The sequence below is a fragment of the Deinococcus sp. YIM 134068 genome, assembly GCF_036543075.1.
Lineage (GTDB): Bacteria > Deinococcota > Deinococci > Deinococcales > Deinococcaceae > Deinococcus > Deinococcus lichenicola.
In genome coordinates this window covers 17,529-32,580 of record NZ_JAZHPF010000023.1, presented here as the reverse complement: position 1 = coordinate 32,580, position 15,052 = coordinate 17,529, and the positions used below count along the sequence as shown (strand labels likewise).

Below are 15,052 nucleotides of genomic sequence, written 5' to 3'. Positions count from 1 at the left end.
TCGGCGACGCACTCCTCTTCCCCCATGTCGACCTCGCCTGACCCCCGCATCGCGGAGTACGGCACGACGCGCATCCCGTACCGGGTGGTGCGCCGGAAGCGCGGGACGCTGAGCATCGAGGTGCTGCCCGACGGGACGGTGCGGGCGGTCGCGCCCCTGGACACGCCGGAGCACGAGATCCGCCGGCGGCTGGAAGGGCGTGGGGCGTGGATTCTCAGGCAGCAGAGGGAACTGGCGGCGCTGCCCCCTCCCCTGCCCGCCCGCCGGTACGTGAGCGGGGAGACGCACCGCTACCTGGGGCGCCAGCACCGCCTGCGGGTGCTGACCGGGGAGGGGGAGGGCGTCCGGGTGACGCGTGGGGAACTGCTGGTCACGGTGCGGGCGCCGGGGCGGGCGGAACAGGTGTTGAACGCCTGGCTGCGGGCGCAGGCCGGGGCGGTCCTCAGTGAACGCATGACCCGGTGTCTGGAGCAGGCGGCGCCCTTCGGCATCCGGCACGACGGCACCTTCCACCTGCGCGCCATGCGGACCCGCTGGGGGAGCTGCACCCGCGCCGGACGCCTGACCTTCAACCCCCTGCTGGTCCAGGCGCCCCGGGACTGCATCGACTATGTCCTGCTGCACGAACTCTGTCACACCGCGGAGTTCGGCCACTCGGCGGCGTACTACGCGTTGCTGGGACGCCTGCTGCCCGATTGGAAGGCGCGGCGGGCCCGGTTGAACCGGCTGGTCGAGCTGACGGCATGAAGTCGCGACCGGTGTGGACCTGAGAAGCCGCGGCGACGCGCCCCTGGCATCGCTGCAAAGTTGCTCACGCGCCCTCCTCCGGTTGCTTACGCTGAGCCATGTGCAACGCATACAACCACCCTCCGGGGTGCACCTGCGGCTGGGGAGGTGAGGGCCACCTGGGAGCGGGCTCTGGCGGGTACGGTGCCCTCTGGCATCACGGCCTGCTGGGCGACCAGAATCACCACCCCAGCCTGCTTAGCCAGGTCGCCGTGCGGCACCGCACCTCCTTTCGCGTCCCCACACAGTGCTGGTATTGCGGGCAGGACATCTACATCTACGTGAACGAGTACGGCAGCGTCGTCCTGTTCGACGACCTGGGCTGGCCGTGGCCGAAGCACGACTGCCCTCACGCCCCCGAGCATGTGAAGGGGGAAAGTGCCAGCTTCCCGCGCCGCTTCCTGACACGGATGCCGGAGCGGCAGGCGCAGTGGTTCCGGGATGTGCTCGAGGATCTGGAACAGCACGGTCCGCACAGCCGGTACGCCCACGCCGGGAACATCCCGCAGGCCGTGATCAAAGGGCAGTACGACCAGAAGAAGCCCACCCTGGAGTTCCTGCAAGAACTCAGCCGCGCCAACAACCTGCGCCGTGGCCTGTTCTATCCCCTGGACTGCCGCCTGTGCGAGCGGCGCGTGTGGTTGTTCATGCCGGGATCCGGCGAACCGCACCTGCTGGACCCACAGTCGGGTGGGGTGATGCGCGGCCACCACTGTGCGCGTGGGTGCTCATCCCGGACCGCCGCCATCCGCAGGTCGGCGGGCAGCCTGATCTCCTGGCGGGAGGTGGAGGTCCGCATTCGCACCTCGGAGGCCGGAGCCCGGGACGTGCGGGAGGGAGAGACCGTGATCGGGTTCGTTGCCCTGCGAGCGGAGGGGCAGGTTGTGATCCGCACCTGGGAGAACGACGAGGGCGTGCGTGTGCCGGTTCCGCCCCAGGTCTCGCACCCGGTGTACACGCTGGTATGCGCGATGCCCGACCCGCATCAGTCGGGGCAATACGTCATCCGCGCACCGACTCTGGAGCAGTTCGCACGTGGCCTGCCGGGGAGCCTGCCCCCCATCGTGCGCGAGGAGGACCTGCGCCAGTCCGGTGCTGCCCTCCCGTCTCCGCCTGGCACCAGACCGTCCACCTCCGCCAAACCACCCACACCGTCCAGGACGCGGCCGAAGGGACCGCCTCAGGAAGCTCCCCGGGACCACACAACCTCCCCTCAACACCGCCGCATCAGCGAGTACCCCCGGGAATTCAATGATCCCGCCGTGCAGGCGAGCTTTCGTTCCATGACGCTGCTCACGCTCCTTGAGGACCAGCAGAAGTCCTGGCGGCAGCGGGAACGCGAGTATGGCTGGCATCTGGGCGGCCTGATCCTTCCTCTGCACGCCCAGAAGTTCGTTCGGCTGAGGCGCGAGATCGAGCGCAATCCCCCCAACCGCACAAACTGCGAGGCGAGCCTGCGGCGCCTTGCGGCCAGCATCACGCAACACGTCATCAGCGCACTGCCGCTCGCCCGGAGCCGACGACGCAACAGACGTCGTCCAGGGAAGTGACCTGGGCTGAAGATCGCTCCAGCCGATGGCTTCCCCTCGTACCATCTGTCCTTCCTCACGCCCCCGGTGGGTCTTCACCATCCCGCCAGGGCGTCGTCGAGCGCCCGGTCACTCCACTTCGCGTAGACGCGGGTGGTCTCGATGCTGCTGTGCCCGAGATGACGGGCGGCGTACTCGAGGTTGCCCGTCTGCCGGACCAGCCGTGTGCCCGCGTAATGCCGGAAGGCGTGCCAGCCACGGTAGCGGGTCTCCGCCCGGGCAGCGATCACGTGCAGGCGCTGGCGGGCCGCCGTCTGCGTTCCCCCGACGACCCACTTCTCCCTGGGAAGCTCACCCAGGGCCCCGACCAGGCTGCGGGTCATGGTCACCCGCCGCATCCTGCCTCCCTTGCCGTTCCGGACGGTGATGACTCCCCAGGTCAGGTCGACCTCCTCCCACCTGAGCTTCAGCGCCTCCTCGATGCGCAGACCGCCGTGGGCACACAGCAGGATCAGCGCCCGGTCGCGGGGCGAGGCCATCTTCAACAGGGCCTGTACCTCCTCATCGGTGTAGGGCTGTCGCTTGTCCCAGGCCGCCGTCTTGTCCTTCGCGGGGCGGGCATCACTGAAGGGATCGAGCGCCGTCGCTCCCGCCCAGCGCAGGGCCCGGAAGAGGGCGCGGGCGGCGGCCAAGTGGACCTGCACGCTCGACGGCGCGAGTCCAGCCGCTTCCAGCGACCTGACATACAAGGCCCCCGCGTCCCGTTCCGGGCGGATCAGACTGAACCCCGTCCGCTCGGCGTGCCCGAGCAGCTTGCCGAGCCCCTCCCGGTACGCCCGTCTGGTTCTGGGTGAGAGCCCGGCCCCCGCGGAGCCGTAGAGGTACGTATGCGCCTCGGTGAGCGACCACAGGGTTTCCCGGTCCAGGTGATGAGCGGCCACCACCGCCCTCCGTCGCCGCTCCTCCGGATTCAGGTCGGCCCACCCCCGGGCGGAGGTCAGCGGGTCCGTCTGAACCAGAGCGAGGGGGAGGCTGGTCGGGCGTTCGGGAGCACTCATCGTACCGGTCAGATTACCTTACGCTAAGACCACTTAGCGGCAGATTGGTCGTTGAACCTTCCACATCCCATGAAGGGTTGTGGTCGTACCCCTAACAGGACGATCCTCCCTATTCATCTCGTCTCAACCCAACAGTCGCTCCACCGCGTCCCGGCGCAGTGGTTGAAGGTGGGCGAGATCATTGCGCAAGTAGGCGAAGTCCCTGAAGGTGGAAGACATATCGCCTGGCCAGAGGGACTGATATTTCGTGGCCAGATCTGCCAGGTCCGTAAATTCGACGTCATCAAGAGACTCGACCCTCAGGGGGCGGGGCCCCTGTCCCCGAACCAGGGGAAGGTGGGGGGTGATAAGGTCGCGATACTCCTGAACGAACCGTTGACGGCGTACCTCCAACGCGGGCCACAAGGCCGCTACCTGAGCACGCCACACCCGTCGCCTGAGAGAGCCGTCAAGAGCCTTACGTGCCGAGTGCAGCCGTACGGCGCCGTCGATCATGCCCAGGCTGCCCACCTCAAATGAGGCGGGCAGGTCCACGCTCCAGCCCCGTCGCTGCGCGACACCGCATAGGAAGGCTTCGGGCTGCAGGAGGTCATCAAGGGGGAGTCGGGCGAGCTCCGGGACGAGGTCGAGGTCGTACAACGCCAGCTGTGCGACGAGGAGACTCATGAACGAAAGTCGGGACGGCGGCACGTGATCACGTAGCAGATGTGCCGCAAGCAGTTGTACATCGAGCGACCCGACTGCATCGTCCCAGGTGAGGGTGCGGACCGCCGCGTGTCCAGGTTGTTCCCAGCGCTCGGCAGCCGTGAGCAGGATCGCGTGCTCGTAGGGCTGTGCGGAGGCGTTGAGGGCCGAAAGTTCTACGGACAATGCGTGAAATTCCTGTGGGCAGGCCCCGCTCACCCAGACGAGGGACCCGGCGAGGCCCGAACCGTCGGCAGGCTGGTGCTCCCACAGCCGGCGAACACTCACCGGCACACCGGGCGGCAAACTGAACGTCTCCACGAGGGTGTCAAGCAGGGTTCCGTTCCCTGAAACCCGCACCTCCCTGAAGTACGGCGACTGGGTACGCAGGACCGAACACAGGTCGAGGGGCAGCCGCGGGTGGGGAAGCACGAACACGACGTGAGTGTTACTGGCAGCTGCACGTCTCGCTTCATCGAGTAGCGCAGCCGGACCGGGCAGGGACCAGACGTCCATCAGGTGGGCACGAGGGTGAGCAGTTCGGCGAGCACAGGAGGCACCTGCAGGCCCACGGCGTCACGCCGGACCCAGGCGTACACCTCGCCCGTCTCCAACACTGAGCGGACCGTCTGAGGAGGAAGGCCCAATTCCTCGGCGAGGATGGCGACCGTTTCGTGGTCGTCCGAGGTCGCACCGCCTGACACGAAGGCCGAGAGGACGCGACGGTCTATGGGTCGCAGGCCGAGTTCGCCCAGACGGGCGTTCGCAGTAGCTCGCTCTGCCAGCTGTGGTACGGCCACCTCGTCGTCCTGGCCATTGAGTAGATTCCGGAATGCGCGATCAAGGTGGAAGGGCCAGTTGCCCGTTCGTGTAGAGATGCGGTCTAGCAGATCGTCTCGACTGACCTGGAGATGTTGTTCGAGCCAGGCACACACCTCATACGGGGTCCAGGGCCGCGCGTGCACGACGCTCAAGCCGTCCTGTCGGAGCACGCCGCTCTCGCGTGTCCGGCTCCACTGTGCAGGGTCGGCGATGAAGACGACCCGTCGGACGTCCCGCTGACGGGTTAAACCGCCCAGGCGCCCGTCCGCTTCCTCTAGCCAACGTTCGTCCCACGGCAGTGTGAATGGAACGAACAGCAGGCGCAGCGCACCGTCTCCCACGCGGCGCAGGTCCTCCAGTTCCGTCTTGAAGGTGTTCAGGTCGTGAGCCTGGGAATCAATGACGGCCTTCTGACCCAGCAGGTGCCGCAGAAAGTCCGGCAGGCGTGCTGCCCCCAGGGCGACCGAGGCTGTCACGACGCTCACTCCGTGCTGATACCCGACCGTTTCGGAAAGCTGGCGGACATCGAGTGGAGCCGCGAGGTGCGGCTTCCTGGGCAGTGATTCACGGCGGCTGGCAGGTCCAAGGCGCGCCTCGCGCTCCATCCGGGGTTGCAGGGACACGAGCTTGTGATGGATCTGCTCGCCAGCGCCCAGCAGGAGCTTGGCGTTGGCATTGCGGAAGGTGTAATAATCGCCCGCGCGCCCGACGGTGCGCAGGACGCCCAGGGTCACCATCTCGTCGAGCAGTGGTTTGAACTGTTCGCGGGTCGTCGGCACCTGCCCCTCGAAAGCTCGGGGCAGCCAGGATGTGGCCCAGTCGTAGAGCTGGTCGAGGCTGGCTCCACCGCTGAGCGTGACGTTCTCCTCGTCAAGTTCAAAGGCGAGTGCGTAGGCGATGACCTCGTAGCGCGGGTCGAGACCAAGCGTCCAGAGGAAGCGCTCACGGATTCGGTCCCGCAGCACGCGGCTGTGGTACACGGCGTCCACATCCGCGTCCCGGATGACCGTCGGCACGTTCTCCCCTCGCCTCTGCAGGTCACGCAGGAGCGCGTCGGCGTACAGCTGGATCAGACTGGGGTAGTAGTTCGTGCGTGCCAGGATGCGGTACGCCAGGTCGACGCGCTCGAAGGTGTAACCGAGCAGTTCGAAAGGTTCGGTGAGAAGCTGAGATGCTGCCTGGCGCTCGGCACCCTCGACCATCGGACCGATCTCAATGGGATCGCCTAAGTGAACGAGGGGGGAGTTGTTCTTCGCGTACGTGCGCACAACGTTGTTCAGGCCCGTCAGCACGACCTTGAAGCGGCGTTGGGTGCCGTCCATAAGTGCCTTGAGTTCCTTGATCTCAGTGTACGGCCCACTCCCGTCCTCACCGGCGTCCTGGCGGAGAAAACCATCAGCCTCATCCAGAAGCAGCACCACGCGCCGCGTTACCTTGGCACCAAGCCAGCCGCGTACGCTCCTGACAAACGTTCCCGCCGTCAGAGTCTGGGGGTCCACCAGGCCGTATTGGGCGAGTTCGGCCGTCATCATCGCCCAGATGTCCTTTGCGGCACGGCCACCCAATCCGATGGAGTTAATGTCGATCCGGCAGACGATGGTGTCTCGCTCGGGCGCGTGACCGCGTTCCACCGCCTGCATCAGTAAGGCGCTCTTGCCCAGCTGGCGCCCGCCGAAGACGTAGTTCGCGCCGCGTGGGTCGAGCAGCGCGTCGAGTGCCTGCTCGCGACCGTAAAACATCTCAGGTGGGATGAAGGTTGCCACAGACGTGAACGGCACGAACCACGTGAAGGGCAACGTGTACCGGAACAGCCCGGGGCGGCGGTCATCCGGTTCCGCTGCGAGCAGCAACATCACAAGGGTGTCTACGAACACCACCGTGCGCGCGCTCTCCCGGCACAGCCGAGCGGCCTCACGGCGCTCCTCGAGTGAGAGCCGCCCGTTGTACGCCACGATCACGGGCTCCCGGATGTTCGTAAGCTGGTTGAACACCTGCCGCACGCCGATGTTGGTGTGGGGCGTGACGTACACACGGTACTGGCCGGACGCCTGGGAACCGAACAGAGCGGCAGGAATGATGCGGCGATCGCGAATCTCGGGGCCGCGCAGCACGAAGAGTCGCTCGAGCCGTTTGTCCGCCTCCACCTGCCTCACTGTGAAGTCCAGTCCCTCGAGGAGGGACTTCACCTTGGCCGGAGTGACCGGGCTAAACAGGTCAAACCACTTCTCCAGCAGCCGCACACTGCTCTTCTGTCGCTCGGCAGAGAGGGCGTGCTGGTGCGGTAGGAATCGCAGAGCGCCGAGGGTGGCGTCCTGCACCATCTTGCGGCTACCCTGTGCATAGAGCTTGTCCGCCTGCCCGAGAGCAGCGGGCAGCAGGGTTAGCAGGGCGGGACCCGGCTCCTCAGGTAATGTCTCACCCCGCTCCAGCAGGCCTAGATACTCCTGTGCGGTGTGGAAATCCCCGCGCTCAAGCTGCCGCTCCACGAGGGCCACCACGCCCGGATCGGTCTGCAGGCCCTCCAAGCGGGTTCGCAGGATGAGCGTGAGGTTCCCCGCGTACCGCGCACACGTCTCCTGGGTGTCCCGTAACTCGGCATGTACACTTGCTGTTCGAAGGCCACGGGGGTCGTCAAGCCGCTGCCCCAGCTCAGTGAGACGGGCTTCGAGATCCCGCGCGATCTCCTCGGGCAGCAGGCCCTGGTAGAGGGCACGTTCGAGGTCCGCCCGACCCTGTGCCACGGCCCGCCTGAGCCCCCGGCTCACCTCGTCGACCTCGCGGTCGAGCATTCCGCGACTGGCAGCACGTTCATCCTCATCGAGCATTTCGAGGACGGCGTAGGCACTTCGAAAGTCGCCCGTCTGAACATATCCGTCAAGGACAGCGTCCCAGGACCGCACCTCATGGAGCGCTGCCTCGGCCCGCTCCTCATACAGACCCAAGGCAACGTCCTTCTCACGGGCCATGCCGTCGTCCTGAGGCATGAGGCCCATGCGGAGAAGACCGCGCCGCAACAGTTCGTTCGGGTGGACTGCAACACGGGGATGGCCGTTCACGGCACCGTCCGCCTGCCGGAACTGCCTCACGAGGGTCGACAGTGCCGCCTCGAGGGTCACGTCCTCCTCCGGTGTGCGCTGCTCCACGCGCTGCGCGAGGTCACGCCATTCGTCGAGGAACGTGCCGAGCTTGACGGCGCGGTAATCGTCCGAGGCCCGGCCGCACACCGCATTCCACTCCTGCAGAAGGGCGCGCGCCTCGTGCAGGTACCAAGTCAGTTTGTCACGGGCCTTGCTGTGGATCCGGTCTGCCTTGGGATCGTGTGCGACTTGCACCTCGTCGATCAGGCGGTCGAGGTCGGCGTCGGACCAGTCGGCCTCCACGCGGGCCTGGGTCTCCACCGCCTGCGCGAATGCCTGTCCGAGCAGGGCATCCGGATACCAAAGGGCACGCCACACCTGGGAAGCCCCCTGGTAGGCAACCGTGCGCTTGGGCCAGTCGCGGCGAGTCTCGTTGATCCGCGTGTTCAGGTCGCGCTTGCGCTCCGCACGCCGCGCGGTGTCGCGCGCCTCGGGCAGCGCGGTCAGGGCCGAGAGGACGTCCGCCGTGTTGAGGGCGTCATTGACGCGGACGAACGCCTGGGCAACGTCACGCGCCAAGATGGGCGTCTGGGCATCGGCCTGTGCCTCCCGCAACACGGTCACAGCGGTATTGGACGCTCCCACCAGAGCGGGAAGGAGTGCAGCCGCGACCTGAAGCGCTCGCGAGGCGGGATGAGCAGTGACGAGTTGCATGCCCGTAGCAGCGACCTCGAAGGCCTCGGTCGCCTCATCAAGGGGGCCAGCCATCCCATCGGCGTACACCAGGGCGCGCAGGAGCTCGCGCTCTTCCTCTGGGCAGCCGAGGGCTGTGGCGATGTGATAGGCGAGCGCAACTTCACCACGCGCAGTGAGGCCCCACAGGCGCCCATCGTGCATGCCCGACGACCCGTCGGGCTGGTTGGGTCCAACCAGAACGGCAGGAGCGGACGTAGGCTCTGGTGGCGCGTGCAGTTCCTGCACCTGCACCGTGGGGAACCCCTCCTCCGGGGGCGTAGCAGGCGTCACAGAATCTTCCATGGGCACCTGTTCGACCTCGACCTCCTCAATTCCCAACACCGCAACCGAGTCCTGCGCCCCGGTGTGCGGAGAGTTGTCCTGCTCCGCCAGCGTCTGAACAGGCACGCGGCCGACGATGGTTCTCCGACCCGAGGCATACCGCTTCAACTGCCAGGCCATCATGTTTGCGGCCTGCGACGGCCGTGGCAGCCTCACATCTGCGGGAGCGGTAAGCGTGGGAGTGGACGCCTCTTCATCCGGGATGTCTGCTCGGGAGGATTCTTCCGGAGTCAGCCGCGAACCAACCTCCACTGGAACCGGTTCGGGGGGATCAGCCACGGCTGCCGGTTTCTCTCCAGTCTCCAGACGCAGTTCCCCCGCCGCCGCCTCCATGGCAAGGTCGTAGTGGTCGCGCAACGCTCGGCGCGCCTCCCGGGGGTCACCGTCTGCCAACCGCAGCGTCACGAGCAACGCCCTGACGACAGCGACGAGTTCAGGCCCGGGGGGAGGATGACGCAGCGCCTGCTGGACGTGTTCCTGAAGCTTCTCGAGTTCCCCACTCTCTCCCCCACGCAGAAGGAGCACCTGGTTGAGCAGCTTCAACGTCTCGCTGAAGACCAGCACGTCGTCAATCCGGTCGGTGGAGAGCCCGGCAGCGGCGCGGAGTGTGTTGAACTCGCTGATCAGATCATCCAGTCGCCCATGTGCATCCACGACCGTAGCGTCCACACGTCGCTCCTCGAGCGCACGCAGAGCCGTCGTAAGTGCTGACCGCACCTCAACGAGCATTCCCTCAACCTTTGACAGCATCACATCATAATTCTAAGGAATGGAACGGGGCCCTGAGGCCGCAGATGAGGTATGAGGTGCAACCGGAGTCCCGCACCTGCTTAGGAGTCTGTAAAGGGCCTATCTGCGAGAAAGGGCTGGGCGCGCTGACCTTACCCCATCAACTTGCGGTAGGCGGCATTGATCTCCTGCATCCGCTGCTCGGCCATGAGCCGGAACTCCTCGCCCAGATGCCCCACCCGGTCAGGGTGGTACTGCTTGACCAGCGCCCGGTACGCCGCCTGCACCTCGTCCCGCGAGGCCGAGGGCCGCACCCCCAGCACCTCATATGGATCACGCCCCGACGCCTCCTGCCTCTCGATCACCGCCAACGCCATGTGCAGGCCGTCCGGTGCCCCACGCACGCACCAGACCTCCCCGACCTGCTTGTACAGCTCCTCCTGCGCCAGCGCCTGCCAGACCACCGGCATCGCCCCCAGTTGCCGGGCCGCCCGCAGCACCTGATCGTGAATCTCCTGCCAGCTCTTCGCCCGCTCCCCCCGGGGGGTATCCAGCTTCATATAGTCCAGCCGCGACTTGATGTCCACCGCGAAGCGCGTTCCTGCCGGGGAGATCAACAGCAGGTCGGCGTCCCCGCCGACCGCGAGCAGCACGTTGCGCTGGAGCTTCCAGTCCGGCGGCAACGCCTTCTGCACCGCGTCCGCCGCCTGCGTCTCGACCTCACGCCCGAACTCGGAGGGCGACATGGGGGCAGGAGACGGAGGAGACGCAGGAGACGGGGAACTGCTCAGGTTCTGACGCATCTGCGCCCAGCTCTTGAGCTGGGTGGCCAGCCCGGCGGCGGTGGCGATGACGGTCGTCACCCCGTGTTCGGCGGTGGGGGGGTAGTCACCCTGTGCCCGGCGGGGGCGGACCACCCACAGCACCTTCTGGGCGTCGCCGGCGACGCCCCAGTCCTGGGCAGCCAGGTCCCGGACGGTCTCCTGGGTCACGCCCTGCCAATTCACGAAGGGCTTGCCGTACTGCTGCACGGCGCGACCGAAGGTCACGCCCACGAGGAAGGTCTGCCCCTCGGGGCTGACCAGCACCCGCGCGTCGTCGTGCGCCCACATGTTGCGTGGCAGGTAGGCCTTCCACCCCTCCCCGAGCGCCCCCCGCAGGCGACCGAGCTGAGCATCGAAGGGGAGGGTAGGGCGCTGACTGACGAAGAACGCCAGGGCGACCAGGGTGACGAAGGGAATCCACAGCACCCAGCCCCCGTCCGGGAAGAGGCGAGAGAGGGCAAACGGCAGCGCGAGCCACCCCACGGCCAGCAGGCGTTCGATCCGGGGCAGCAGGCACAGGGCGAGCAGGAAGAGGGCGAGCGGCACGCCCACCACCAGCCAGGGGTCACGCTGGAAGGCCACGCCCGTGATCAGGAAGACCGTGAAGGCCGCACTGGCGGCCAGGAGCGGGCGGGCCAGCCGGAGGCCGGGGACGTGGAACATCTGGTCGCCCCGGGCACCCAGCCGACCGAGGAGATGCGACACCCGCTGTCCGGGAGACACACGGCGAGCCGCCATCAGTGCGACTCCCGAGAAGGGGGACCAGGGAGGGGTCGGAACGGCTGGATCAGTACGGGCATGGTTCCCCCAGACAAAGGCAACGGGACGTTCCGACAACAGGGCGCGCAAAGCACGCGGGGACACGAGCAGGGCCGGGGGGCGCAGGGTCCGTGGATGGCGCCGAGGGGGCCACCCCTCGGCTACGGGTCGGGGATGAGCCACTCCGAGTCGGGGGTCAGCAACTCCTGCACGGGGGCGACCTGCCGAGTGCTGTCTTCGAGCTGCCCCAGGCGCAACGTCTGAGTCGAGAGCATCACCGTCAGGGTGTTCAGTGAGACGACCTCTGCCTGTACCGCCACATCGAGCGCGAGGTCGTTCAACAAACCGAATTGGATGGTGTGCTTCCTTTGTCCCAGCCCTGGTGTCCAGGTCGCGTCGTACGTGACCCCGATGAGACGGGTCAGCGACTGATGCAGTTGCTCGTCCGTGAGCAGGAGGTCCGGGGACAGGGCGAGGACAGTCTCCCGCAGGGCCTGGCCGATGCAAGTCACCTGTCGGTCTGGGCGGGGATCGCGGTTGTAGAGCATCAGCAGGGCTTGCAGGACGGTGGCGTCGGGGCCGTAGGGGAACAGGCGGACCGAGCCGCATCGGACCGTTTGGGAGCCATCGCCCTGGACGGTCTGGTATTGCCACTCGGTCAGGGAGGTGGGGAGTTCGGGGAGGGCGCTGATCAGGCCGTAAAAATTGAAGCCCCCCTCGAGGACGAGCTGCTGTGCCTGCTGCTCTTCAGGGCTGAGTCGACGTGCCATGAACTGCTCCTCTCAGCTGTCAGGTGGGAAAGCACACTGCGGGTGGTGGGGAAACCGTGTGTCTGCATCTCTTCAAACGGGGGCGAGCATCACAGCGGTAGGCCGTGTGGTGGTTATTCTTGGCTAGAATACAAACTTCCAGCCAGGAGTCGAGCATTCCAGGGAGCAAATCTAGGTTAGGGCGGTGCCCTCACGTCGCAAGACTTCTCTGCCCGACAAGCTGCAGGGAGCTACCAAAAAGAACATCATCGGGGAGCGGCTCCGCCTCGCCCGGCACCACCACACGCCGCCGCTCACCGCCGACGCCCTGAGCGCGCTGGTCTACGAGCGCTATGGCTTGGACATCACGCCGAACATGATCAGCAAGGTTGAAGGCGGCTTCAGAGCCGCCTTCGATTACGAGGTCAGGGCTTTCGCCGCCGTCCTGAAACTCTCCAGCGACTGGTTGTTGGGGCTCACCGAGCGCAAAACGTTATTGACTGACACTTAGCCATCAGCAAGGCGATCCCACCATGATGGCGCCTGGCAACTTCGGACTGGGAAGGCAGAGCACCTCAGTCATTGAAGAGTCCCCAGGCCCTACTAGAGGAATCAGCCTCCCCCTCCGAGGACACGGCTTCCTCCGCCGGTTCTGTTGCCCACTCAGCTGGTGGTTGTTCAGGCCCCTCAGCTCGTCGCATGTTCTTCACTCTGGGCCGTACCTGTCGCGATTTCGACTTTACTACCTCGTTGTCCTCCGACGGGGGAACGTGGACCATGGTCCCTTGGAAGGTCAGCTCCCACTCCCGGTCAACCAACCGCAGCTGCCGGTGCCAGGCCAGAGGCGCAACATGCCGGACCAACTCCTCTGGCAACCCCACATGCTTGAGGGCCGTGGCCAGATGGGCGAGGGATGGGGCCCTCAGCACTTGCTCTGCCCGACCACGGGGCGTGAACGCGAAGAGCTTCTCTGAGGGGAGGGCCGGGGGCGGACTCGTCTTGGAATGTTTCACACTTCAGATGTGCCAGCGCGCAGGTCGCGCGCGCAAGTCCGGTCAAGGGGCAAGGTCCGAAAGCGGCACCTCCCGCTGCTTGACCCGCGGGATGCGCGGGATGACCGGCAACACCAAGTCGCGCACTTCGCTCTCCCGGCCCTGACGGTGAATCCGCCACTGCCGACGCGCATACCGCTGCAACTCGAAGACCTGCTCACGGAGACCCCCCCCCATCGGGTAGGTGTTGAGGTGCCGGAACAGTTCTTCCAACCGACGCGCTCGCCCCTCGACGTTCCCGTACTTTGCCCCCAGGATCAGGCCGTTGACGGTTCGCCGGTAGTGGGCTGCCTTGTCGGCACATAGCCACCAACTCCAGGTCTGCCGTTGAACGTGTGGCCCCAGCAGGTAATGTCGCCAGACCAGTCCGCCCTCCCGGGCATCGACGAACTGCTCCCGTTGAAAACGCGGCTCCTCGCCGGGCCGGTTGACCACCAGAAACAGCGCCACCTGCGGACCGGAGGAGGCCGCGATCAGACCCGGTGCCGGGTGCCCGAACTTGCGCAAGGCCGTCTGCTCCTGCGGCGTGGCCAGCAGCTCGGGATACCGTTTCAACCAACGCTCGATCACGCTCGCCGCACGCTCGGCGGGCACCTCGACGAGGAGCACGAAGGGCGACCTGTTGAAGGCGAACGTGACCTTTTGCAGCACCGCCGTCACACCCACCAATGTCGGCCACTCCCGGGCCTGCTGCCTCTCTGGCGTCTCCATCCCCTTACGGAAGCTGCGCGCTGCTCTCCATGCAAGCGGCAAGGTAGATTCACGCTCCGGCGCGGGCAAAAAGTGCAGTTTGAACGGGTTGGATGCGAGCCTTTTTGGAAAGACATATAAGGATGTTCCTTTTAGGAACAAAAAATCGCCCCGCTCCTTTCCCCCACTTCCCTGCCCGCGCCGGAGCGCCCCGGAACGGTGGGACGTATATGAGATGTGGAGAGACGATGAGGGAAGGGAATTCCGGTCCTCTCTGTGCTGACCCTCACAGGCCACTTGACAAGCGAGCGGCGCGCGGGGCCAGTTCAAAAGCTGTCGGATGTCAACCGGACGGGGAGCCCAAATCGGTCATGGGGTAGGGGCGCGTGACTTGGATGGGAGTCTGACCACTGGAAAGCCACCTCGTGCGGCAGGAGGAGGTTCGCCTGGAGGAGTGAACCCGGTCAGAAGGGAAAGGCCGAGTCCTGACGCTGAGTGAATGCGCACCGCAGCGAGCGTTGAACGAGCCGTCCAGCTGGCGGCTGGGAGTTGGGAGGGTGAGCCCCAACCGTGGCAGGAACGTTAGTCGGCATGAGGTCCTGCGGTGATGAGTACCTGAACTCGGTCCTCCCACGCACGGGGTTCCCCGCCATCCTGTACGCTCAAGGCAATGGGTCATGTTCGCGCTGGACAGACACTCATACTCCACGACTCGCCATCGTGGGGGCCTGCCGTAGCTGCATGCCGGGGGAAATCCTGGCTGGTGCGGTTGCAACGGGGGCGCGCGGGTGAAACACCTGCGCTCTACCCAATCCAAACAGGAGATGTTGGGCGACCGGGGCACGGATCCCACGGCAACGTGGATCGTCCTGGACTGTCAGAAGCCGCGAAAGCGGCGTCGGGGGCGTGGCGTCGGCAGCCTGCTTACGCAGGAAGCGCGCGTACCCGATCCCCACAGGTGGGCGTCAGCGAGGGAGGCAACTCCCCGAGTGGGCCGAGGGCGATGCAGGGTGGTGAACTGCACGTCGGGGGGCACGCGGCACCGGCAGAAATGCCGGGTCGGCGAATAGCTCAAGCCTGTCCATGCGGGGCCGAACCCGCGATGGGGTGTGTGGTCGCCGGACTCGAGGAGAGTCCAGCAACCAGGGAAGAACGTGCCGGGAATCAGCACCGACGGGTGACTGGGATGACGAGAGTCATCAACGGTGCGTGCACG

Annotated in this window: 9 protein-coding genes; 3 read left to right on the top strand and 6 right to left on the bottom strand. The window is 66.3% G+C overall.

Annotated elements, in window-relative coordinates; genetic code table 11:
- The first annotated feature begins 24 nt into the window (after positions 1-24).
- On the top strand, positions 25-747 hold the full coding sequence (locus tag V3W47_RS16595) for a M48 family metallopeptidase (protein ID WP_331826340.1): 723 nt from the start codon (positions 25-27) through the stop codon (positions 745-747).
- A 98-nt stretch (positions 748-845) separates the two neighbouring features.
- Positions 846-2,336 (top strand): hypothetical protein, encoded by a 1,491-nt coding sequence (locus tag V3W47_RS16590; RefSeq protein WP_331826339.1) that lies wholly within the window; start codon positions 846-848, stop codon positions 2,334-2,336.
- Between the two features lie 74 nt (positions 2,337-2,410).
- On the opposite strand, the gene V3W47_RS16585 is transcribed toward V3W47_RS16590, so the two are convergent.
- From V3W47_RS16585 to V3W47_RS16565, 5 genes are all read right to left on the bottom strand, one after another.
- Positions 2,411-3,373, bottom strand: coding sequence for a tyrosine-type recombinase/integrase (locus tag V3W47_RS16585; protein WP_331826338.1), 963 nt, complete (start codon positions 3,371-3,373; stop codon positions 2,411-2,413).
- A gap of 123 nt (positions 3,374-3,496) precedes the next feature.
- Entirely contained in the window at positions 3,497-4,495 is a 999-nt protein-coding gene (locus V3W47_RS16580; protein ID WP_331826337.1) for a hypothetical protein, read from the bottom strand.
- Positions 4,496-4,572: 77 nt separating this feature from the next.
- Positions 4,573-9,702 (bottom strand): hypothetical protein, encoded by a 5,130-nt coding sequence (locus tag V3W47_RS16575; protein WP_331826336.1) that lies wholly within the window; start codon positions 9,700-9,702, stop codon positions 4,573-4,575.
- Between the two features lie 212 nt (positions 9,703-9,914).
- Positions 9,915-11,324 carry a J domain-containing protein gene (locus tag V3W47_RS16570; RefSeq protein ID WP_331826335.1) on the bottom strand — a complete coding sequence of 470 codons (1,410 nt, stop codon included), beginning with the start codon at positions 11,322-11,324 and terminating at the stop codon, positions 9,915-9,917.
- Between the two features lie 182 nt (positions 11,325-11,506).
- Complete coding sequence (locus tag V3W47_RS16565) at positions 11,507-12,115, bottom strand: hypothetical protein (RefSeq protein WP_331826334.1); 609 nt, start codon at positions 12,113-12,115, stop codon at positions 11,507-11,509.
- Positions 12,116-12,299: 184 nt separating this feature from the next.
- Between V3W47_RS16565 and V3W47_RS16560 the strand changes: the two genes are divergently transcribed.
- Entirely contained in the window at positions 12,300-12,605 is a 306-nt protein-coding gene (locus V3W47_RS16560; protein ID WP_331826333.1) for a hypothetical protein, read from the top strand.
- A 544-nt stretch (positions 12,606-13,149) separates the two neighbouring features.
- On the opposite strand, the gene V3W47_RS16555 is transcribed toward V3W47_RS16560, so the two are convergent.
- The gene (locus V3W47_RS16555; RefSeq protein WP_331826332.1) at positions 13,150-13,857 is read right to left on the bottom strand and encodes a hypothetical protein; all 708 of its coding nucleotides are present in this window, start codon (positions 13,855-13,857) and stop codon (positions 13,150-13,152) included.
- Positions 13,858-15,052: the final 1,195 nt, after the last annotated feature.

Excerpts from the sequence above, each read along its gene's own strand:
- V3W47_RS16595 (WP_331826340.1), top strand. The coding sequence starts at position 25 with ATGTCGACCTCGCCTGACCCCCGCATCGCGGAGTACGGCACGACGCGC.
- V3W47_RS16590 (WP_331826339.1), top strand. The coding sequence starts at position 846 with ATGTGCAACGCATACAACCACCCTCCGGGGTGCACCTGCGGCTGGGGA.
- V3W47_RS16585 (WP_331826338.1), bottom strand. The coding sequence starts at position 3,373 with ATGAGTGCTCCCGAACGCCCGACCAGCCTCCCCCTCGCTCTGGTTCAG.
- V3W47_RS16570 (WP_331826335.1), bottom strand. The coding sequence starts at position 11,324 with ATGGCGGCTCGCCGTGTGTCTCCCGGACAGCGGGTGTCGCATCTCCTC.
- V3W47_RS16565 (WP_331826334.1), bottom strand. The coding sequence starts at position 12,115 with ATGGCACGTCGACTCAGCCCTGAAGAGCAGCAGGCACAGCAGCTCGTC.
- V3W47_RS16555 (WP_331826332.1), bottom strand. The coding sequence starts at position 13,857 with ATGGAGACGCCAGAGAGGCAGCAGGCCCGGGAGTGGCCGACATTGGTG.